18 protein-coding genes and 1 tRNA gene are annotated in these 21,424 nt (G+C 58.7%); 8 read left to right on the top strand and 11 right to left on the bottom strand.

Annotation, left to right across the window (positions count from 1 at the left end; all coding sequences use genetic code 11):
- Positions 1-7 precede the first annotated feature (7 nt).
- From infA to FKG95_RS24470, 9 genes are all read right to left on the bottom strand, one after another.
- Positions 8-226: a translation initiation factor IF-1 gene (infA, locus tag FKG95_RS24430; RefSeq protein WP_142899060.1), complete on the bottom strand. Its 219-nt coding sequence runs from the start codon at positions 224-226 to the stop codon at positions 8-10.
- Between the two features lie 193 nt (positions 227-419).
- Complete coding sequence (locus FKG95_RS24435; RefSeq protein ID WP_142899061.1) at positions 420-863, bottom strand: arsenate-mycothiol transferase ArsC; 444 nt, start codon at positions 861-863, stop codon at positions 420-422.
- A 6-nt stretch (positions 864-869) separates the two neighbouring features.
- The gene (locus tag FKG95_RS24440; RefSeq protein WP_142899062.1) at positions 870-1,382 is read right to left on the bottom strand and encodes a UPF0262 family protein; all 513 of its coding nucleotides are present in this window, start codon (positions 1,380-1,382) and stop codon (positions 870-872) included.
- Positions 1,383-1,628: 246 nt separating this feature from the next.
- Entirely contained in the window at positions 1,629-2,933 is a 1,305-nt protein-coding gene (hisD, locus tag FKG95_RS24445) for a histidinol dehydrogenase (protein ID WP_142899063.1), read from the bottom strand.
- The gene (hisG, locus tag FKG95_RS24450; protein ID WP_142899064.1) at positions 2,923-3,585 is read right to left on the bottom strand and encodes an ATP phosphoribosyltransferase; all 663 of its coding nucleotides are present in this window, start codon (positions 3,583-3,585) and stop codon (positions 2,923-2,925) included. Before hisG ends, hisD begins: the two co-directional genes overlap by 11 nt.
- 135 nt (positions 3,586-3,720) lie before the next feature.
- On the bottom strand, positions 3,721-4,284 hold the full coding sequence (locus tag FKG95_RS24455; RefSeq protein ID WP_142899065.1) for a DUF2948 family protein: 564 nt from the start codon (positions 4,282-4,284) through the stop codon (positions 3,721-3,723).
- 8 nt (positions 4,285-4,292) lie between these two features.
- Positions 4,293-5,579, bottom strand: a complete 1,287-nt coding sequence (gene murA / locus FKG95_RS24460; protein WP_142899066.1) for a UDP-N-acetylglucosamine 1-carboxyvinyltransferase — start codon at positions 5,577-5,579, stop codon at positions 4,293-4,295.
- Positions 5,580-5,656: 77 nt separating this feature from the next.
- On the bottom strand, positions 5,657-6,211 hold the full coding sequence (gene dcd / locus FKG95_RS24465) for a dCTP deaminase (RefSeq protein WP_142899067.1): 555 nt from the start codon (positions 6,209-6,211) through the stop codon (positions 5,657-5,659).
- A 168-nt stretch (positions 6,212-6,379) separates the two neighbouring features.
- Complete coding sequence (locus FKG95_RS24470) at positions 6,380-6,580, bottom strand: hypothetical protein (protein WP_142899068.1); 201 nt, start codon at positions 6,578-6,580, stop codon at positions 6,380-6,382.
- A gap of 221 nt (positions 6,581-6,801) precedes the next feature.
- Here FKG95_RS24470 and FKG95_RS24475 point away from each other — a divergent pair.
- A tRNA-Thr gene (locus tag FKG95_RS24475) sits at positions 6,802-6,876 on the top strand.
- Positions 6,877-7,009: 133 nt separating this feature from the next.
- Here FKG95_RS24475 and FKG95_RS24480 read toward each other — a convergent pair.
- Positions 7,010-7,990, bottom strand: a complete 981-nt coding sequence (locus tag FKG95_RS24480; RefSeq protein WP_179954266.1) for a GlxA family transcriptional regulator — start codon at positions 7,988-7,990, stop codon at positions 7,010-7,012.
- A 152-nt stretch (positions 7,991-8,142) separates the two neighbouring features.
- Between FKG95_RS24480 and FKG95_RS24485 the strand changes: the two genes are divergently transcribed.
- From FKG95_RS24485 to FKG95_RS24510, 6 genes are all read left to right on the top strand, one after another.
- A complete protein-coding gene (locus FKG95_RS24485) occupies positions 8,143-9,303 on the top strand; it encodes an acyl-CoA dehydrogenase family protein (RefSeq protein ID WP_142899070.1) in 1,161 nt (386 codons plus the stop codon).
- A gap of 12 nt (positions 9,304-9,315) precedes the next feature.
- On the top strand, positions 9,316-11,376 hold the full coding sequence (locus FKG95_RS24490) for an acetate--CoA ligase family protein (RefSeq protein WP_142899071.1): 2,061 nt from the start codon (positions 9,316-9,318) through the stop codon (positions 11,374-11,376).
- Entirely contained in the window at positions 11,373-12,155 is a 783-nt protein-coding gene (locus tag FKG95_RS24495) for a carnitinyl-CoA dehydratase (RefSeq protein WP_142899072.1), read from the top strand. Before FKG95_RS24490 ends, FKG95_RS24495 begins: the two co-directional genes overlap by 4 nt.
- Before the next feature lie 406 nt (positions 12,156-12,561).
- Positions 12,562-13,194: a PEP-CTERM sorting domain-containing protein gene (locus FKG95_RS24500; protein ID WP_142899073.1), complete on the top strand. Its 633-nt coding sequence runs from the start codon at positions 12,562-12,564 to the stop codon at positions 13,192-13,194.
- A 154-nt stretch (positions 13,195-13,348) separates the two neighbouring features.
- Complete coding sequence (locus FKG95_RS24505; RefSeq protein ID WP_218940354.1) at positions 13,349-13,972, top strand: phage tail protein; 624 nt, start codon at positions 13,349-13,351, stop codon at positions 13,970-13,972.
- Between the two features lie 113 nt (positions 13,973-14,085).
- Positions 14,086-18,306 (top strand): hypothetical protein, encoded by a 4,221-nt coding sequence (locus FKG95_RS24510; protein ID WP_142899074.1) that lies wholly within the window; start codon positions 14,086-14,088, stop codon positions 18,304-18,306.
- A 129-nt stretch (positions 18,307-18,435) separates the two neighbouring features.
- Here FKG95_RS24510 and FKG95_RS24515 read toward each other — a convergent pair whose 3' ends face one another.
- On the bottom strand, positions 18,436-19,386 hold the full coding sequence (locus tag FKG95_RS24515; protein WP_179954267.1) for a glycosyltransferase family 2 protein: 951 nt from the start codon (positions 19,384-19,386) through the stop codon (positions 18,436-18,438).
- 236 nt (positions 19,387-19,622) lie between these two features.
- On the opposite strand from FKG95_RS24515, the gene asnB reads away from it, so the two are divergent.
- Positions 19,623-21,383, top strand: coding sequence for an asparagine synthase (glutamine-hydrolyzing) (gene asnB, locus FKG95_RS24520; RefSeq protein ID WP_142899076.1), 1,761 nt, complete (start codon positions 19,623-19,625; stop codon positions 21,381-21,383).
- The last annotated feature ends 41 nt before the right edge of the window (positions 21,384-21,424 follow it).

The raw sequence follows: 21,424 nt of genomic DNA on the forward strand, positions 1-21,424 counted from the left end.
GGCCGGTCTATTTGAATCGGAAGGTGATACGGCCCTTGGTCAAGTCATAGGGCGTCATCTCAACGTTGACGCGGTCACCAGCCAGCACGCGAATGCGGTGTTTACGCATCTTGCCGGCGGTATGCGCCAAAACTTCATGGTCGTTATCGAGCTTCACACGAAACATCGCGTTCGGCAGCAGTTCAAGAACCGTGCCCTGAAACTCCAGTAAGTCTTCCTTCGCCATTCACTCCGCTTTCCGCTGTTTGCGGTCATACATATGGTGGCACCACCCAATGTGGTACATCCAAAACATTCAACGCCGGCGCTTGTATAGAGGAAGTTAACGCGGACGTCGAGCGCGCGGATCATATACAGATCCTGTAAATTCTTCAAATCCGAAGAATTTGGGCCCAAAACAGGCGTTTTACCGTGCTGCGTTACAGGTTGGGCTTGAGATCCAGGGTAAAGCGCTCGGTAATTCGCTTCAAAAGCTGATCCCTGACCTGCCGGTAGGCATCCAGGCGTACTTCCCGGTTTCCCTCGACGATCGAGGGGTCGAAGGTGTTCCAGAACTCGACTTCGCAGGCCATGGTCCGGGTTAACTCGACCGCACGGTGCTGCGCCTCAGGCGAGAGCGAAATGATCAGATCAAAAGAGGTATCTTCAAGCGTATCAAAGGTTTTTGCCTTGTGCCGGGAGATATCGATACCGATTTCGTCCATGACCTCGATGGCAAAACCATCCAGCTCGCCGCCGCGCACACCGGCGGAATCCACGTAAATCCGATGTCCCAGGAGATGCTTTAGAATAGACTCTGCCATCGGCGAGCGCACAGCGTTCATCGTACAGGAGAAGAGAACAGCATCGGGCAGATCGCGCATCCGCGCTTAACCCCGGATATGCAAAACGCAGATCAGCGTGAAAAGCCGTCTCGCAGTTTCGAAATCAATGTCGATTTTCTCGGCGAGCCGCTCTCTTAAGAGCTCGGAGCCGTCATTGTGGAGCCCGCGGCGTCCCATATCGATCGCTTCGATCTTTGCCGGGCTGGCCACCTTGATGGCCTCGAAATAAGTCTCGCAGACGCTGAAATAGTCACGGACGATCCGCCGGAAAGGCATGAGCGACAGTTCGATGGTGCGCAGATGCGCTTCCTGGGCGTTCGAGATGACGAATTGCAGACGATTTTCCGCGATTCCCAGCTTCAACCGGTAGGGTCCTGTAAAATCGCCGGTGGGCGCAAAGAAATTCTGCTCAAGCAGATCGAAGATCGCGATCGTGCGTTCCTGCTCCACATCGGCACTCCGGCGCACCATGGTCCGCTCGTCGAGCACAATGTCTATGAGACGCTGATCCGCGGTTTCTGTCGACTTGTCCCCGCCGCAATCATGTCCGTCGTTCATCCCGTCCCCCCGTTTCCCATCCAAAGCAGGGTTTTAACCGCAATCCCTTTAGAACCTGATTAACACCGCTCCCGGGCCCGGCACGACCAGCGTCTTGAGCTCTGCACCAAGCATTTGAATCCGTTTAATTTCCGGTGTCGTAGTACTCCAAACCCGGCCCACATTGGTTCAGAATAAAGAGATTATCAATCCTGCAGGAACCGGAGCGCGAAATTCGACACCCCTTCACACTCGAGCGGAGGAGTATCAGGTCATCTCGCTTTTTTCCAGGCGCAGGGCAATGGAAAGGGCATGCGCTCCCAGACCCTCGGACTGTGCCAGTGTCACTGCTGCAGGTCCGATAGCGCCCAGGCTATCCGGATTGCAGGAAATCAGGGACGAGCGTTTGAGGAAATCAAGCACGGAAAGACCGGAGGAAAACCGCGCCGAGCGCGCGGTCGGCAAAACGTGGTTGGGTCCGGCAATGTAATCGCCGATAGCCTCGGGCGTATGCCGGCCGAGAAAAATCGCGCCCGCATGGCGAACCTGTGCCGCCAGGGCGTCGGGATCCTCGACCGCCAACTCCAAATGTTCCGGCGCCACGCGATCTGAAAGCCGGGCGGCCACCTTCATGTCCGGCACCAGAATGATGGCACCGTGATCCCGCCAGCTCTCACTGGCAATCCCGGTCCTCTCCAAGGACTGCAAATGGACCTCGACAGCGCGCTCAACCGCCACTGCAAAGTCAGCATCGTCCGTGATGAGGATCGATTGGGCCGCGGTGTCGTGCTCGGCCTGCGACAGCAAATCCGCGGCAATCCAGCGCGGCTCGTTACCGGCGTCGGCGATTACCAGGATCTCCGAGGGCCCGGCAATCATATCGATGCCGACCCTTCCGAAAACCTGCTTCTTCGCGGCCGCCACATAGGCGTTGCCCGGGCCGACGATCTTGTCCACCGGCGCAATCGTCTCCGTGCCGTACGCCAGCGCCGCGACGGCCTGAGCACCGCCGATCCGGTAGATCTCTGTCACCCCGGCCAGTTTGGCTGCCGCCAGCACCAGCGGATTGATCACACCGTCAGGCGTCGGCACGACCATAACGACCCGCTCACTCCCGGCAACCGCCGCCGGAATTGCGTTCATCAGGACTGACGAAGGATAAGACGCTAACCCGCCCGGCACGTAGAGACCGGCAGCCGAGACAGGGGTCCAGCGATGCCCAAGGCGCACGCCATCTGCATCGGTATAGTCCAAATCCTCGGGCACCTGCCGCCGGTGGTAGTCCCGAATACGATCGGCGGCCACACTGAGGGCAGCCAGGTCTTCGGACACGCACTTTGCTTCGGCTGCCATGATCTCGTCGGCCGAAACCCGCAGGGTCTCTGCGGTCAGGGTCAGACGGTCAAAGCGCTCGGTATAGTCAACCAGCGCCGCATCTCCGCGCGTCCGAACGTCCTTCAAGATCGCGGCGACAGTTTCGTTCACGTCGAGCGAATCTTCGCGCTTGGACGCCAGGAGTTCCCGGAACGCCGCCTCGAAGCCGGCATCCGCCGCATTCAGCTTAAGCGGCATCCGCGACCTCCGAAAAACGGTCGATCCAGCCATTCATCTCGCCGGGCCGGGTTTTAAGCGCAGCCCGGTTCACGATCAGGCGCGAGGTTATCTGCGCAATTTCCTCCACTTCGACCAGGCCGTTGGCCCTCAGAGTCGCGCCGGAGGACACCAGATCGACGATACGTTTGCAAAGCCCGAGATTCGGTGCCAGCTCCATGGCTCCATTCAGCTTGATACACTCGGCCTGCACGCCGCGCGCCGCAAAGTGCCGGCGGGTGATCTCGGGGTACTTCGTCGCCACCCGAATATGACTCCAGCGCGCCGGATCTTCCTCGGCCAGCAACTCCTTTGGCGCCGCGACTGAAAGACGGCAGTGCCCGATATCCAGATCCACAGGGGCATAGAGCTCCGGATAGTCGAACTCCATGAGCACATCGTTGCCCGCGACGCCGAAATGAGCCGCGCCGAACGCGACAAAGGTCGCCACGTCGAAACTGCGAACGCGCACGATTTCGAGGTTGGGATGGTTGGTCGCGAAGCGGAGCTGGCGGGCGGACTCATCATTGAATGCCGCCTCGGGCTCAATTCCGGCACCTGACAAAAGAGGCGCCAATTCCTTCAGAATACGCCCTTTGGGAAGGGCCAATACCAGCTTCTCGTTCGCGGTCATTGCTCAGTTTTTCCGTACAGTCGCTGTTCTGCAGACCATATGCACCAGGTGCATCAGTGGATCAAGCTTGCCAGCCAGATCAAGACCCGGTCTCAATCAGACCCGCACCGGGGACTTTGCCGTGCTCCGGCCGTTTCAGGCCTGATCGGCTCCAGTGTCGTCCGTGGGATGATGGGGGCGCGAAGAGGTCGGCCAGGGCTCGCCAAGGTCTTCCAGATGGCAACGGTAGGCCGAAACCTCAAGCCGAATCACGCCACCGTCGGAAAAATGCAGGGCAATGGCGTTGTCCGCAGCGGCGACGGTCAGAAGATTGAGGATCTGATCTTTCCGGCTCATATCGATGTTGCGGACCTGGACAGAGCGGACCTTGTCAAAACAGACCCCGCAGTTGACCCGCTCATAGGGTGTCTCTTCCGCGAAGCTGGCGTCTTCGGCTTCCGCAGCGTCCTGCGCCGCCTCTCCACCGGCTCCGGACGCGTGCGCCGGCTCAGGCGTGCGGACCGCCTCTGCCTCCTGCTCTCGCGGACCGCTGTCGGTTTCCCAGCGGAAACGGTTTGCCACGAAAACGAAGCGCTTTTCCGCCTTGAGATAGGTCACATCACTCAGGGGCACCAAAGCGTCCTGCAAGACGCCGGCAATGACGCGCATGTCTTCGGTATCGTGCGCCCGCAGCTTCATGGGCTTGACGAATTCAGTCATAGTCACGTTCAGGGACCCTTGATCCGTTCGATATCGGCGCCGCAGGCGGCCAGTTTTTCCTCGACCCGCTCGTAACCGCGATCCAGGTGGTAAACCCGATTCAGCATGGTTTCTCCCTCCGCTGCAAGCCCTGCGAGCACCAGCGATACCGAGGCGCGCAAATCCGTTGCCATGACCTCTGCCCCAGTCAGCTTTTCCTGGCCGCGCACCATCGCCGATGCCCCGTGGACATTGACGTTCGCTCCCATACGGGCAAGTTCCGGAACGTGCATGAAGCGGTTCTCGAAAATCGACTCCGTGATCATCGCTGCGCCGTCGGCGGCGGACATCAGAGCCATGGTCTGGGCCTGAAGGTCGGTCGGAAAACCCGGGAAAGGCTCGGTCATGACATCCACGCCGGTCAGCTCTCCGTTCAGGCGGCGGACTTTCAGCCCTTCTTCCGTCTCGGTGATTTCAACCCCGGCCTTGGTTAGAATCTCAATCACCGCGCCCAGATGTTCGATGCGCGCGCCAAGAAGTTCCAGCTCGCCGTTGGTGATTGCAGCTGCGATGGCGTATGTCCCGGCTTCGATACGGTCGGGCACTACACTATGATCGGCACCACCGAGACGCTCGACACCCTCGACAACGAGGGTATCGCTGCCGATGCCCTCGATTTTGGCGCCCATCTTGACCAGACATTCAGCCAGATCGGTGATCTCGGGCTCGCGGGCCGAGTTCATCAGGCGTGTGGTACCCTTGGCCAGACAAGCCGCCATCAGCAGATTCTCGGTCGCGCCGACAGACACCTTGGAAAAAGTGATCTCGGCGCCGTGCAACCCGTTAGGTGCTTTGGCGTAAATGTAACCTTCCTTGATTTCGATCTCCGCTCCCAGCAGCTCGAGGGCGGTCAGGTGCAGATCGACAGGCCGGGTTCCAATGGCGCAGCCACCGGGCAAGGAGACTTGCGCTTCGCCGAAGCGGGCGAGCAAAGGTCCCAGAACCAGCACACTGGCGCGCATCTTCCGAACCAGGTCATAGGGGGCGCGGGTCGAGGTGATATTGCGCGCGGTCATCTCCAGCACCCGGCCGGTATGCCCGCCGTCGGTCGCGCCGTTCATGTGCAGATCCACACCGTGCTGTACCAGCAGGTTGGCCAAAGTCGTGATGTCGGCCAGATGCGGCAGGTTCGACAGGGTCAGGGTTTCATCCGTCAGAAGGCAGGCCGCCATAAGAGGCAGCGCCGCGTTCTTGGCGCCGCTGATCCTGATCTGGCCCTTGAGGGGCCGTCCACCGCGTATCCTTATCTTATCCATTCACTCTTTCCACTGGCTTCGCTGTCGGCGTCCGCTTGGGCGGTCAGCACCTGATTGCTGTGCCCTGATCCGCTTATTTACAGACGTGGCAGCGTCACACCGGTTTGTTTCATGTATTTGCCCGCGCGGTCGGCATAGGAGGTTTCGCAGCTTTCCTCACCTCGCAGGAAGAGAAACTGGCAGGCACCTTCATTCGCATAAATCTTGGCGGGCAGGGGCGTCGTGTTGGAGAACTCCAGCGTAACATGGCCTTCCCACTCGGGCTCCAGCGGGGTGACATTTACAATGATTCCGCAGCGCGCGTAGGTCGATTTACCCAGACAGATCACCAAAACATCGCGCGGTATCCGGAAATACTCGACGGTGCGGGCCAGCACGAAACTGTTCGGCGGGATGATGCAGACGTCGGTCTTGCGTTCCACAAAGCTCTGATCGGAGAAGTTCTTCGGATCGACCAGCGCATTGTCCACGTTGGTAAAAATCCGGAACTCGTCGGCCACCCGCGCGTCGTATCCATAGGAACTGACGCCATAGGAAATCACGCCCTCCCGGCGCTGCGCTTCGACATAGGGTTCGATCATAGCCTCTTTTTCGGCCATCTCTCTGATCCACTTGTCGGGCAATATCGACATCTCGGCGTACTTTCTTAAGTTCCTGTGAAAAACGGAGGGACCGTTGGGCTATGTGATCCCGGGTGGTTGTGTTGTCGGTAAACGAAGCGCCCGTGCCTCAATGGCCGGCACCGCAAACTGCGCGTCTTCTACTGCAAAAATTGGGCAAATCTCAAGGATAAGCTGCGTTCAAGGCTCCCCACTGCCCTCTTCGGCATCTCTCAGCGCAGTCTCCGCATCTTCCGCCGACGAATCGCTGCGCTCCCGCATCTGGGTTTTTCGCTTGCGCAGATTATCGCGCAGCGCCTGGGCCTGCCGGCTGCGGCGTTCGTCAAGCTGAGCCCGCCCCTTGTCTGACAGGCGTGTGTGACTGCTGGATTCCCTACTCATATGAAGCAGAGTGCAAGGCGATGATGGCAAGGTCAAGGCAGCGTTGCCCGGCTTTTTCTCAAGCTCGCCACAGTCCGGGGCCTGCCTGATAAACACCAGAGCCCACAAGACTGTCGGAGAAGGCTCAAAACCGCTGAAATCCGGTGAAAAACCCCTCAGTAAATTCGGCGCTTGCCATGACGCGCCTCTGGTGGCATTTTCCCGCCAATCCAGTCCCCAGTGCCGCCGTAGCTCAGGGGTAGAGCACACCCTTGGTAAGGGTGGGGTCGCGTGTTCAATTCACGCCGGCGGCACCATTTTCCTCCTGAAGAACTCCCGTCTAAGTCTTAGAGTTGGCGGCGATTCACGCCCTGTCACGCCTCCGCAGCGTCAAAATTCCGTCGTTCGGGCCGTTTCGCTTCCGCTTTTGAGAGCCTTCGATAGGAGTCTTTAACTTAGCCCTCGACGGGTCTCGCTTGGACTTTCGCCAAAGCGGGCGCGATAAGCGCGAGAGAAGGCCGAGGCCGAGTTGAAACCGCAGGACGTGCCGATCTGGAGTGTGCTGGCGGCCCCCGCGACGAGCTGACGGCGGGCGGCTTTGAGCCGATATCCGAGGTAGTAGTCTCGCGGGCGCTGTCCGAGAAAGCGCTTGAAAAGAGTCTCCAGGCGGCGGCTGCTCAGGTCTACTGCTTCGGCAATCTGGTTGATGCTGAGCGGATCTTCCAGGTGGCTTTCCATTAATCGCACCGCGGCGGCTACCCGGGGTTCACGCTTGGCCAGTTGTCCCAGTGAAATGCTGCGCTGAGGATCACTGGGCAGGCTGCTCTCTTCGTAGATGAAAAGGCTGGCTACATCCATGGCCAAAGCATTACCTTGGCGTTGCCGGATCAATTCCAGTGCCATATCCAGCGCGGGCGTGGCGCCGCCAGTGGTGAAACGGTCGCCATCGATGACGAAGCGATCCTGTTGCAGAATGACGGAAGGAAACCTGGTTTCGAAGGCCTCCAGGTCTTCCCAATGCGTTGTGGCCCGACGGCCGTCGAGCAGACCCGCCATAGCCAGAAGCCAGGCGCCGGACTCCACGCCGCCGATGGCACCGCCTTTGCGGCCCGCCAGCCTAAGTCTGCCGATCAGGTCCCGGGTTGCGTGCGTCTCGATGTTGTAGCCGGCGATGACGACCAGTGCATCGCGCGGGGTCGCAGGGTCGAAGCGATCCGACACCGCGATCGGAAAGTCCGAAATGGTGGTGACAGGCGCGCCATCCGGCGATGTCAGCCGCCAGCTGTAGACCTGCCGGTTCATGAGACGGTTCGCGCCGCGCAGGGGCTCGACCATGGCGGCAAGCAACAGCATTGAGGTGTCTGGAAGGAGCAGGAACTCCAACTCGAGTGGGTCTTCCTGACCGGACGGCGGAGGCGCGAATATTGTCATGGCGTTTCGGAAAATATCAACAAAACTTCGAAAATCGTAAAGCAAATGATCGGCGTTCACCAGAGGCTGTTCGGCGCAGTGGGCGCGCATCAGCGTTGCTCGCTCGAGGTTGGGATGTCCGCCTGCGGTGGCGTTTAGAAGGAAGCGGAAAGATGCATTTCGGATTGACCCAGGAACAGGAGATGGTTGTCGAGACCGTCCGCAGCTTTGTCGAGCGTGAGATGTACCCCCATGAGGATCTGGTGGAGAAACTTGGCGAGGTGCCGGCCGAGATTGCCGATGAGATCAAGCGCAAGGTCATCGATCTGGGATTTTACGCCCCGAACTTCCCGGTCGAAGTCGGCGGCGGGGGGCTCGGTCATCTGGACTTCGCGCTGCTGGAGCGTGAACTCGGTCGCGCGTCGATGGCGCTCAATCACTTCTGGGGGCGTCCGCAGAACATTCTCATGGCCTGCGAAGGGGATCAAAAGGAGCGCTATCTTCTGCCTGCTGTACGCGGTGAAAAGATGGACGCGCTGGCGATGACGGAACCGGACGCAGGCTCCGACGTGCGCGGCATGAAGACCTTCGCGCGCAAGGACGGTAGTGACTGGATCGTGAACGGCACCAAACACTTCATTTCCGGCGGCACTCACGCGGACTTCTTAATCGTCTTCATCGCGACGGGAGAGGATCAAACGCCAAAGGGACCCAAAAAACGGATTACCTGCTTTCTTGTCGATCGGGATCATCCGGGGTTCGAAATCCGTGCCGGATACAATTCCGTCTCGCACAGCGGCTACGACAACGTGATTCTGAGCTTTGACGATTGCCGTTTGCCGCAGGGGCAGGTCCTTGGCGAGGTGGACGGTGGTTTCGAGGTCATGAATACCTGGCTCTATGCCACCCGGATCACGGTTGCCGCCATGTGCGTCGGCCGGGCGCGCCGGGCGTTCGATTACGCGACTTCTTATGCGGCAGAGCGTAAACAGTTCGGTCAGCAGATCGGGAAGTTCCAGGGGGTCAGCTTCAAACTGGCCGATATGATCACCGAGATCGATGCCGCGGACTGGCTGACCCTTGCGGCGGCCTGGCGGCTGGATGAAGGGCTGGAAGCCAACCGCGAAATCGCTTCGGCCAAACTCTACGCCAGTGAGATGCTGGCGCGGGTGACTGATGAAGCGATCCAGATCTATGGCGGCATGGGGCTCATGGACGACCTGCCGCTCGCGCGTTTCTGGCGCGATGCCCGGGTCGAGCGCATCTGGGACGGAACTTCCGAAATTCAACGTCACATCATAAGCCGCGATATACTGCGGCGCTTGGGTGCTTAAGGGCGCGCCGTTATGACGTCATCTGTTCGGCAAGACCTGACTCGGCTTCTCCGGCCAAAGAGCATTGCGGTTTTTGGCGGGCAATGGGCGCACGCCGTGATCGAGCAGTGCCAGCGGATGGGCTTTACCGGTGATATCTGGCCTGTGCACCCCTCGAAGGCGGAAATGAGGGGCTTGCCGTGTTTTTCCTCGGTTGAGGCTTTGCCATCGGCTCCGGACGTTGCCTTTATCGGGGTCAATCGCGATCTAACCATCGGCATCGTTGAGGCACTGCAAGCGAGTGGGGCCGGGGGCGCAGTCTGTTTCGCGTCTGGTTTTGCCGAAGCGGGAACCGAGGGCGCGAACCTGCAGGCACGCTTACGCGCCGCTGCTCGGGACATGCCGATCATCGGCCCGAACTGCTACGGCCTGATCAACTATCTGGACGGCGCGCTGTTGTGGCCCGATGTGCATGGCGGTCGGCAGGTCGAACGGGGTGTTGCCATCGTCACGCAGTCGTCGAACCTGGCGATCAACCTGACCATGCAGCAACGGGGCTTGCCGCTTGCCTATATGCTCACCCTCGGCAATCAGGCCGTGGTCGGCATGGCTGAGGCGGTCAGGGCTCTTGCCGAAGACGAACGGGTGACCGCCATCGGTCTGCATATCGAGGGGGTCGGCGATGCGGCGGCCTTTGCCGACGCGGTGCTTGCGGCGCGCTCAAGCGGCAAGCCCATTGTGGTGATGAAATCCGGCAGCTCGGCGCAGGCGGCCGAATTGACGCTTTCGCATACGGCTTCGCTCGCGGGCTCGGATGCGGTCGCGGATGCTTTTTTTGCCCGGCTCTCTCTTGCGCGCGTGAAATCGATCCCTGCGTTTCTGGAGAGCCTGAAGCTCCTGCACTTCTGGGGGCCGCTGCCCGGGGCAGAGCTGGTTTCCATGTCCTGCTCCGGCGGTGAAGCCTCCATCATCGCAGATTCCGCGGAACGTCTGGAGGTCCCCATGCCGGCTTTCGAAGCGGCGCAGGCATCCGCTATCCGTGCGACCGTGAAGCCATTGGTCACAGTCTCAAACCCCTTTGACTATCACACCTTCGATTGGGGGGATCGAACCCGCCTGAGCGATACCTTTTCGGCGGTGATGCGCGGTGCGCAGGCGGTGACTGTCTTGATCCTGGACTTTCCGAAGGCGGATGTGGGGAATTCCGAAACCTGGGATATCACTCTGGAGGCCCTGGCGGCTGCGGCGCAGCGAAGTGGCGGGCGGGCTGCTGTGATTTCGACGCTGCCCGAATGCCTGCCGGAGGAGCGTGCCGCTTCGATGCTGGCGAAGGGCGTATTGCCTTTACTGGGGGTGGAAGAAGCCATGGCGGCCATCGGGGCGGGTGCTTTCGTTGGCCGGACGCCTGGGACCATCGCGCAGGACCTGCCCGCGATGATCCACGGGAAAGTCGTATCCTGGGACGAGGCGAGCGCAAAGGCGGCTCTGGCGCGGGCGGGCGTCGCCGTTCCTGAATCGCAAGTCTGCGATCGTCTCGAGACGGCGCTGGAAGCGGCTTCGCGTCTGGGCAACGTCGCCATGAAGGTGGTCAGTGCCGATCTTGCGCACAAGACCGAGGCGGGCGCCGTGGTTTTGAACCTTCGATGCGAAAACGAGGTGCGATCGGCCTACGCCCGGCTCAGCGCGCTCGGAGAGACGCTTCTCGTGGAGCGCATGATCGAGAAACCCATTGCCGAACTCATCGTGGGTCTGCGCCGTGATCCGGCCTTCGGACTTCATCTGCTGATTGGCGCCGGGGGCATCATGGCGGAGGTGCTGGAGGATACAAAGATCCTGATGCTGCCCGCCGGGCGCGCCGAGATCGAAGCGGCTTTGTCTGGTTTAAAGATCTATCCTCTCCTGGAGGGATGGCGGGGGCATCCGGCAGCCGATGTGCCGGCAGCGGTTGCGTCAATCGAGTCACTTCAGGCCTTCGGTCTTGCCAACGCGGCGGCGCTGGAGGAGCTTGAGGTCAATCCGCTGATAGTCTGTGAGGAAGGGCATGGCGCTTTCGCAGCCGATGCTCTGATCCGAATGAGAGAGGACGAAGAATGAGTGAAGTCGTCAAACTGCGCCGCGATGGTGCCGTGCTGGAACTGGAACTTGACCGGCCGAAAGCCAATGCCATCGATCTGGCGACCAGCCGCGAGATGGGTGAAGCCTTCAAGGCTTTTCGCGACGACCCGGATCTGCGCGTCGCGATCGTCAGCACGGCGGGAGATCGGTTCTTCAGCGCGGGTTGGGACCTTAAGAGCGCCGCGGACGGCGATGCGGTCGATGGCGACTATGGCGTCGGTGGCTTCGGCGGTCTTCAGGAACTGCGGGATCTCAACAAACCCGTGATCGCCGCGGTCAACGGGATGGCGGTTGGCGGCGGCTTTGAATTGGCGCTCTCTGCGGATCTGATCTACTGCAGCGAGCACAGCTCCTTCGCCCTGCCTGAAATCCGGGCCGGCACTCTTGCGGATGCGGCGACGGTGAAGCTGCCGAAACGGATTCCCTATCACGTGGCGATGGATCTTCTTTTCACCGGCCGCTGGATGGATGCGCAGGAAGCTCAGCGTTGGGGACTGGTGAACGAGGTTCTGGCAAGCGATAAGCTGATGGCACGCGCACGCGAAACCGCCCGGATGCTGGCTTCCGGTCCACCTCTTGTCTTCGCCTCCATAAAAGAGGTGGCCCGCGCGGCGGAGGCCATGACCTTCCAGGACGCGATGAACAAGATCACCAAACGCCAGTTTGCCAGCGTGGACGTACTCTACGACAGCGAGGATAACAAAGAGGGGGCGTTGGCCTTCGCCGAAAAGCGCGACCCGGTCTGGAAGGGGCGCTGAGGTTCCGCCTTGGCACTGTTTACTTCTTTCCGGGCGTCCACTCGATCGTGCGTTCTGGCGTGGCGTCGGGCGTAGCCGCACTCAGGCAATTGGAACAACCGAGTTGCCGATTGATTCGGCCGGGCGCTTTCCCCTTTCTCTGCCGCCTGGCTCTTTTGCAAGCCGGGTGACCCAGAGACAAAAAAGCCGTTTCGTCATCGGAGCGCCGCTCGGTATTGGTTCATTTTGGACAAAATTGCCCACATAACGGACAAATCCGACTTTTTTCTTCAAATTTCCCGCAAAAGCTGCGTCCACTTGCGTTGAGGGCGTCCTTTAGGTTTTGTTTCTCTCGGGTGCTCAATCATCCGGCAAACGAATTCCGCCAGTCTGTTCATCGCGTGTGCTCTCTTTTCGGGGAAGACCAATGACAAGAAGTTATCTGAAAATTTGCAGTATGGCCGCGGGCATCGGAGCCGGGTTGGGGGTGTTCCTGACCTCGCCGGCTGCCTATGCCGTGCCGGTCACCACGACTGTGCAGGGGAGCGTCGATCTTGCGGATGCGAGCAACCCTTTCGGCCTCTCGGCTGGTGACGTTGTAACGGCAATCGCCACGTACGACGATGCGGGAATCCCTGCTGTGGGTGCATCCAATTTGGCTTTCGATAGCGACCCGACGTTTTCCCTGACCATTACCTTCGGTAACTTTACGTTTGAAGCGTCAGACGACGACGATTTCGGGAGCGGGTTTCCGCGGTTCCAATTTTCAGACGGGGCGCTCACGGGGATCGAGTTTGAGCGCGACGGCTTTGCATTTGGCGGTTTTACTGATCTGACCGTCGGTGAGTTCACCGGCCAAACTCAGTGGTTCCTGGAAGACAACATAGGCTCCGTCGAAGTCCTTTTGGAGGGTACCTGGGATTTCGCCAACGCCGTCACCGAGCCCAACGATGCCGTGGTCGTGGTTTCCGAGCCGGGAAGCCTGCTTTTGTTCGCTGCGGGCTTTATAGGCCTCTGCGGCTACAGCCGGCGAAGACGCCGCTTGATACAGAAGCTGTGACGAAGCGGCCCCTGCCTTAGCGAAAACGGGGGCGCGTCTAATACGATAAGACACACTTTTCAACGTTCCGGAGGCGCGGCACGCCCGCGTTCCGGGCGACACCTTCACTACGCGCATTCCAAGGAGTCAATCGATGCCAAACCGGAGTTCCAGAATGCTTACCAGGTTAACGTTTACCGCGCTCATTGCCCTGCCGCTAAGCTTCGCGAGTACCCCTGCGCCAGCTTGCGGCATCCAACCTCTCATCGGCAGTATCTGTGCATTCGCCGGCAATTTTACGCCTCGAGGCTATGTACCTGCTGACGGGCGTCTGCTTGTGATATCTGAAAACCTAGCGCTTTTCTCGCTCCTCGGAAACATGTATGGCGGAGATGGTGTCACAACTTTTGCCCTGCCCGATCTGCGAGGGCGCGCGCCGACGGGTATGGGTCAGGGGCCAGGACTGAGCCCTTACGAGCAGGGGCAAACCGGGGGAGCAGAGAGCATAACGCTGGACGTAAGCCAATTGCCCGCCCACACCCATGCTGCAGCGGTAACGACAACTGCAACCCAGACCGTCGGCAACACAAATATGCCTGAGGGTGCAGTCTGGGCGACGGATGAGCGTGACGACAACTACTACACCGGGCAGGTTCCAAACCCTGTGAAGATGGCATCTGACGCTGTCGAGGTCGTTGTCGGAAGTGCAGGTCAGTCAAAGCCGATAGACAATCGGCAGCCTTATCTCGCGGTGCGCTGGCTCATCGCGTTGCAGGGTGTTTTCCCAAGCAGAGAGTAGTTCTTGAGCTCCTGCCTGAGGCCCCGATGGGGAGCAACGGGCGGCGGCAAGGCTCAAAACACGCCCGAACTCCTTCGGATAGTCATTTTCGTCACTGTAACGGGAGCGTAGCTATGTTCAGTCAGCCGTCAGCAAACACTCTGCCAAAGTCAACCTGTGCCAGAGCGCGTTTTGCCTCCGTGCTGGCCCTTGCTGCCGCTCTGGGCACATTCCTCTTTGCTGAATCCCATGTGATCGGTCCTGCATCGTCGCAGGAAATTGCCGGACAAGCGGGGGGGTGCGGCTCGACGACCTCTAAGTCACCCTGTTTCGCGGATAACCCGGATATCCTGAACGGTCAGCGGCAACTGCTGCCCAATGACGACATTGTTCTGAGCCTGGGGGAATCGATTTCCAGGGATCAGCAAAGGTTTGAGACTCGTTGGCTGTACACAAAAGACGGGGCCATCAGTGACGCCGCCGGCGAGCAGACATTCGAAACTCTGCCATGCAGCTACGAAAAGGGCGTGCCGAATTCGATACATACCAGGGTGGGCCGCGTTTTTGACCTGGGTTACGACGTCATCGTAAACCTGATTCCACAAAAAACTGCGAAGGGACCGGGGTGTCTCGGGACGACCGAGCTGTTCGTGCAGGACAGTCAGAACCCCAAGAATAACTCGATCCTTCCCATGGGCTACAAGACGCTGTTTACACGGCTCGCCCTTGCCGATTTCGACGGCGATAGTTTTGACGATGTTACGGTCCTCGGTCACATTCAGCACCAGATCTATTACATCGCGACCTACACGGCGGCAGACGTGAAAGACCCCGCGCGCGGTATGGTCTACAAAGAATTTCTCTCCCTGAAGGCCGACCAGTTGCCTCGGAGTGATCCGGTTACCGGCGACTTCAATGGCGACGGAGCCAAGGATATTGCCTGGGTTGGCGCGGCGGACGGCGGCGCCATGAAGATTTACTTCGTGTCAGTCTGTCCAGCGGCAGGCGCCAAGGTCTTCGGCAAAACCTGCGCGAAGCCCTTCGAGATTATCCCGGCAACGCATACAATTGGAACAGGCTACGATTGGAAGACCTATACTGCGCAAGGGGGAGGTGGCTTGGATCTGAACGTGTATCCGCGCTTCAAGCTGGCAGCTGGTCAATTCAAGCCAAATCCCGCACCGGGAGAGGGCGATCAGCTCGTCGTCCTGCACCGAAGACTGAGTCTTCATAACAACCAGGGACTCTACTTCTATGCCTATACCTTTGATGCCGATCTCAAAGCCACCCAGGCCCCTGGCAACCGGGGGTTCGGCGCTCAGAATTGCTTCACTGTTGCAGACGAGGCTAGCTTTTTTCTGGATACAGGCCGTTTGAATTGGGCAAAAACCCAAGAGCAGATTCTTGTTCAAAACACCTGCAACAATGAGACGGGACTCCTGTTAGAGAATTTGGTGCTGGGGTTTGACGACAAGATGGTGGCCGATGTCATAACGACTGACCCTTACGTTAACCGTAACGCGGAATACAGCGGATGGGGCATTGCCATCGGTCGCTTCGATCCGAAGCTCACGAGCAAAGGGACAACAGATTTTACCCAGCAGGTCGCAACGCTGATCACACAATTCGACCCGGATGGAACTCATTTACAAATTCATAGGGTCGAAAGCGACTTCAAACTTGTGCTTAGCCAAAGCTTTGAAGTGAGTGATCAACTGCTCTATTCGAACCGTCCAAGACACTCATCGCCCCTGCAGGTGGGGGATCTGCAGGGACGTTCGCTCAGGCTGGGACCGCCGACCAAGATTAAAATGAGCGGACACATCCAACCGTCAATGGTCCTGGGCGTTCCCCCGATGCACGTCGGCTACATGCGCAAGAGCCGTGGCGACGAACCCAGTGTCGTGAACGTTTCGGTGGTGCCGACCAACCCGCATTCGACAGCCGAAGTGAAAGACTTCAGCGCGACCTATAATTTTGCGACCAGCGATGTGACCAAGTCGACCTCGACGAGCACCGTCGGCAGCACGGCCTCGACCAAAGAATCCGTCTCGGGAAAGGTATCTTACGGTGTTCCGGACATCGCGTCGGTCAGCATCGAGTTCAAGGCTTCGCTTGAGCAAACCAAATCGAATACGGCTGAAACCGGAAATAGCTTTACCACAAGCAGGGACACCAAAGAGCGGGCGACCACCGGCCTGGGTGATCTGGTCTGGTTCACTCCAAAGGACTTTTATACCTACGTTTATCCGGTGCTCGGTCATTATGTCTGTCCGCTGTCCAAACCTGATTGTACCGAGGCCGAGAAGCAACCGATGCAGGTGCAGTATTCGGGACCTGATGACTACGAGAGCAGCATATCCGAGGCAAGCAAGGTCATCATGGTGATGAGTGGCGAGAACATGGAGTGGTACCAGCCGGTCCATGAACCTGGTAACATCCTCACCTATCCCTGGAATCTGAGCGTGCTGAAGAGCCGTTTTCCCAGAAACGCAATCCTGGCCACCCCAAACCCGGCGAGGCAGACGCCCGGTGAAAGTTCGCAGACGATAGGTTCAACCTGGAGCAATACGCAAAGCCAGTCACAAAGCGTGGCGGCGAAAAGTACGAATTCCTACAGTACGTCACTATCGGTTGCGGCTGAAGCCGGTTTCGACGGCTTCGGCGCAAGCCTCAAGGCCGGGCTTGATGTGAGCGGCAGCAAGTCTCTCGCCACGCTTGAAACAGGTAATGTGACCCTGGCCGAAAACAGCGGGATCGAAGTCGGTATTCCCGCCCTCGACAGCTCCAAAGTCTGGTCGATCAGCGCGTTCTCGTACAACCTCTCCAACTACATTTTTGGCCAGACACCTCCTGTTGGTAGTATCTCGTCCGCGCCCTTGGAGCCAGTCAGCGGTGTTTCGACCAGTGGAATCTTAAGTGCGCATTTTACGGCCGAAGCGACCGACTTGAATTGGTTCGACGCTTATAATCTTCCTGATGTGGCCCTGAACCATCCGGCTCGTTGGGACTGGGATGCCGACACTCTCGAGATCTCGATCAATCCTCCGGGGATGGGTGAAATTCCCACGAGCAGGTTCCATGCAATGCGTGGCCTTTTCGTTACGCAACCAAGCAGCGAGGCCGTCACACCGGATCTGCTTGCAGCGTCCGGCCCCAATCTAACCGTCCTCAAACCGGGTGAGCCTGTTGCATTATTGACGCGTGTGTACAACACCAGTCTGGCGGCCTTCGAGGCCGGAACGATTAAGGTGCGCTTTTTTGGGCAGGAGTTTGACGGGACTTCGCCAGCGTGTCGCAAAACGCCACAGCCGGCCAACTGTCACTTTATCGGTAAAAGCTTCGAACTGGGCACGGCGAGCCTGTCCGCAACGGATCTGCCGCCCTATCCCAGTGGAGACATGGAGAACGCCGCGACAGAGAACTGGAAGTTTGCGTCTCAGCTCTGGAACACGGAACCGGATGCCGGAAAACCCGCATACGGCTGCGGTCCTCTCGGCAGCAAAGTCAGCTGCGCGGGCAAAGAGCTCGTATTCTGGGTCCTGGTTTGGGCTGAGGATACCGCAGGTAAGCTCCAAGCGGAAATGGTGGGACACGGCCTTACGAAAGTTCCGTCAGACGACCTGAACGATATTACCGCGGTCCCGCTTGAGACAGTGAAGTCAGAGGATGGAAGTACTGTCTCCTATTCCAACAATGTCGGCTTCTACAATCAGTCCTACTACGTTTGCAAGAAGGCGGATGAGTGTGACGAGACAAGCGACGCTTTCGCCGCGACCCGGCAAAAGTCGGCCGCGGTTTCACTGAACCAGATCGGGTTCGATCAGGAATCCGCCTTGAGAAACGACTCGGTCGGGATACGTGCCAGCATCAACACATCTGGCCAGCCGCTCAAACCGGCAAACGTGTTTTTTTACGATGATGACCCCAGAAACAGCGATGCCATGCCGTTCGATCACGAATACATACCGTTCGTGCCCTCGAACAGCAGTTACCGGACTCTGTCGCGGTTTCGCCCGAAACGTTGTGGCACTCGAGACGTTCATGTGGTGGTGTCTTCCGCCGGGAGAGCGCCGCTTCATGGGACCGCAAGCATAGAGGTCTCGATTGACGCGATGAAAGAGCTGGAGAAACTCGGCGCCGAAATCAATGACAGCGATCTGCTCCAGCGGGACAAGGCTGGGCTCTTAACCTCGGTTGAGTCCGTGCGGACACTGATTTCCGAAGGAAAAGAGCGCCGCGCCGGAAGCCTGCTGGGAGATTTGGCGAAAACACCCGAACGCCTTTCGCAGGTCCCGGCTGAGTTTACCGGTAGATTGGAACGAAGGGTCAATATGATCGCCAGCTGCTTGTAGCGCGGTGGCGCCGTCCGGGAGTCGTGGAGCTTGATCGGACCAAAGCCAACGCAAAAAGCGTCAGTCTGCAGCGGATGATAGAGCGCTATCCGGGCAGGAGGGGGCGTTGAGGTTCCGCCTTGGCGCTGTTTACTTCTTTCCGGGCGTCCACTCGATCGGGCGTTCCGGCGTGGCATCGGGCGTAAAGGCACTCAGGCACTGATAAGTCGCGCTTTTCAAATCTTTCGGCAGATAGAGGCGCGAGCCGATGTAGCGCAGGAAATGCCGGGTTGGCCGGTTCTTGAGGATCCGCGCGTAACGGTAAGCCCGTGAACAGGCCCGCCGGTAAACGGCCTCTGCGACATCCCGGCGCGCTGGCATAAGCTCGTGAGCAAGGAGATAGATCGCCATAATCGAATCGTACCGGCTTCGTCCGATCTGCGACGACAGGCGCCCGGGCGCTTGCTCCACCATCTGCGTGACGTTGCACTGCAGGCGGACCATCTTCCGGCAATGCGCGGTCGCTCTCAAAGCGAGGGTGTAGTCCGGCGACATCAGGCGCGTGTCAGCGCCGCCGATGCTCTGGAAAAATGCCTTTTTGATCAGCATGCAGCTTGAATTGTGGGAGAAATTCCGAATGAAGCGCTGTAGCGCGTCATCCTGCGACATCACGACGTAGTCGTCCTCGTTAACCTGCTCGATCTGCGGCAGGAGCTCCTTTTCCTGCGAAAAGTATCCAAAGTTGCCGATTACAAACGGCGCATTCTCCCTTATCGCCAGTTGGGCCATGATCGCTGTCGAGTCCGTACAGACGATGTCATCGCCGTCCAGCAGGCGCACCCAGTCATGGCTTGCTTCCCGCACGCCGTAGTTCGTAGCTGCCGCGGCACCCTGGTTGCTCTGTTCCAGGACAATGGTTTTCCCCGGAAGGAGATGCTGGTGGGCTCTAATGGTCTCGACCGAGTTGTCCGACGATCCGTCGTCAACGAAAACATACTCTGCCGCTGCACAAGGCTCTGAGTGCTCGGCAGCCAGGCTTTGGATAACATCGAAAAGGTAAGGGGCCTTGTTATAGACGGTGATAACGTATGAAACCTGCACAGCTCTCTCATCCATGGCCGGAAACCAGGCTTTTTGCTGGCAATGACTTCCTAAATCTGGCCGCTTCCCGTTGGTTTCGCATCACAGCAAGCGCGTCGGTGCGCAAAGCGATACATCAAATCGCGAAGCGGCTCAAGCAATGGAAAACCGGAAATCCGCTAAAGACTCTCCTGTCATCCCCGTACAGTTTATGTAAGGTGGCGGCTCTGGGAGAAAGCGCAGCGGGTAGTGAGTAGATGTGCGGTATTTTTGGCCACACTGGTTTGCAGAACGAAAAAATCGAAAACTCCCATTCCGCGCTTCATACGCTTACGCACCGTGGGCCCGACAGCTGGCACTTTGAAACGAAAGACGGTCTGTATCTTGGCCATAGGCGGCTGAGTATCCTGGATCTCTCGCCGAATGGCCGGCAGCCCATGCAGGCTGACGGTGTTTACCTGACCGTCAACGGTGAGATCTACAACTACCGCGCTCTGCGGCAGGAACTTATCGAAAATCACCAGGCAGACTTCGTCAGCCAGAGCGACAGCGAGGTGCTGCTGCATGGTTACATCCACTGGGGGATCGAACGGCTTTTAGACCGGGTCGACGGGATGTTCGCCCTGTCACTTTTCGACAGCCGTATCAGGAAAGTCATTCTTGCCCGCGATCACGCCGGTATTAAGCCGCTTTACTATGGTCTGAGAGAGGGCGGTCTTTCCTGGTCCTCCGAACTGAAGGCCCTCGAGCGGTTTTATGGCACCTCGAATCTCGTGATCGACAAGACCGCGATCTATGACTTCATGACTTATCTCTACGTGCCTTGTCCAAAGACACTGTACCGAGACATATTCAAGCTCGAGCCGGGTTACTTCCTGACCTACGATCTTGGCACGCAGGAGCTTGAGAAGACGCGTTACTGGTCTCTCGCGGGCCTTGAGCCGGTCGGGTTGGACGCGGCGAATTATGAAACGGTTATTCGGGCCGCGATACACGGCGCCGTCGAGGAACAGTTGGTCTCCGATGTGCCGGTGGGCTTCTTTCTGAGCGGTGGTATTGACTCAAGTATCGTGTGTTATGAAGCCAGCCGTTGTATCGAGCAGCTTTCCAGCTTTACGATCGGGAATGCAGATGAGTCGGTTGACGAGGCGCCTTATGCCCGCATGGTTGCGCAGCAGATCGGGGCCGATCATCACAGCAAGGTCTTCAGTTCAAAGATAGCTGACAAGAACTTTCCGCTCATGCGTAGCTTTTACGACGAGCCCTTCGGGGATGTCTCGGCACTCCCCACGAATGAAGTTTGCAAGCTGGCGCGCGAGAGGGTCACGGTGGTTCTGACCGGTGACGGCGGGGATGAGCTCTTCGGCGGATACACGCATTACCGGGATGCCGAGCGGATCTTCGACCCGGTTGCAAGTACCAAGGCCTGGGTCAGACCGATTGTCGTGGCTTTGAAGAACCATGCGCCGCTGCGTCTGATTGCCAAGAAGGCTCAGCGTTACGAATCGAAGACGCTCGATGACCCGATCGAGCGCTGGGCGAAAGCCAAGGGCGGGGTCTTAAAAAGTGATCGTTTCAAGCGCACCTGGGCCAAGAAGAACGGGATTTCCCGGGACTATGACGACTACTGGTATTACAGAAAACACGATGATCCTGGTTTGAGCCCGAAGACCCGGGCGCAGTCCCTCGACTTCCATACCTATCTGCATGATTCGGTGCTGACGAAGGTGGACCGGGCCAGTATGGCGGTCGGTCTCGAAACCCGTGTTCCCTTTTTGAGTAAAAAGTCGATCGCGACTGCCTGGTCTCTGCCGGAAGACTTGCGTTACCGGGATGGCGAACTCAAGGGCGTGTTAAAGCACCTTTATACAGAAGCCTTGCCTGCAGAGGTGCTTTACCGGCGCAAGCAGGGATTTGCGGTCGGGCCGATCGAAAAGACCGCGAGGCTCTACGACCGAACCAAGAATGTGCCGCGGCAAATACTGAAACAGCTTTTTCCCGAAGTCTTCGGCGCCTAGAGCAGATCCGGTTTAGATGGAATCGCCTACGGCGATGCGTC

Source organism: Denitrobaculum tricleocarpae (assembly GCF_007004665.1).
Lineage (GTDB): Bacteria > Pseudomonadota > Alphaproteobacteria > Kiloniellales > Kiloniellaceae > Denitrobaculum > Denitrobaculum tricleocarpae.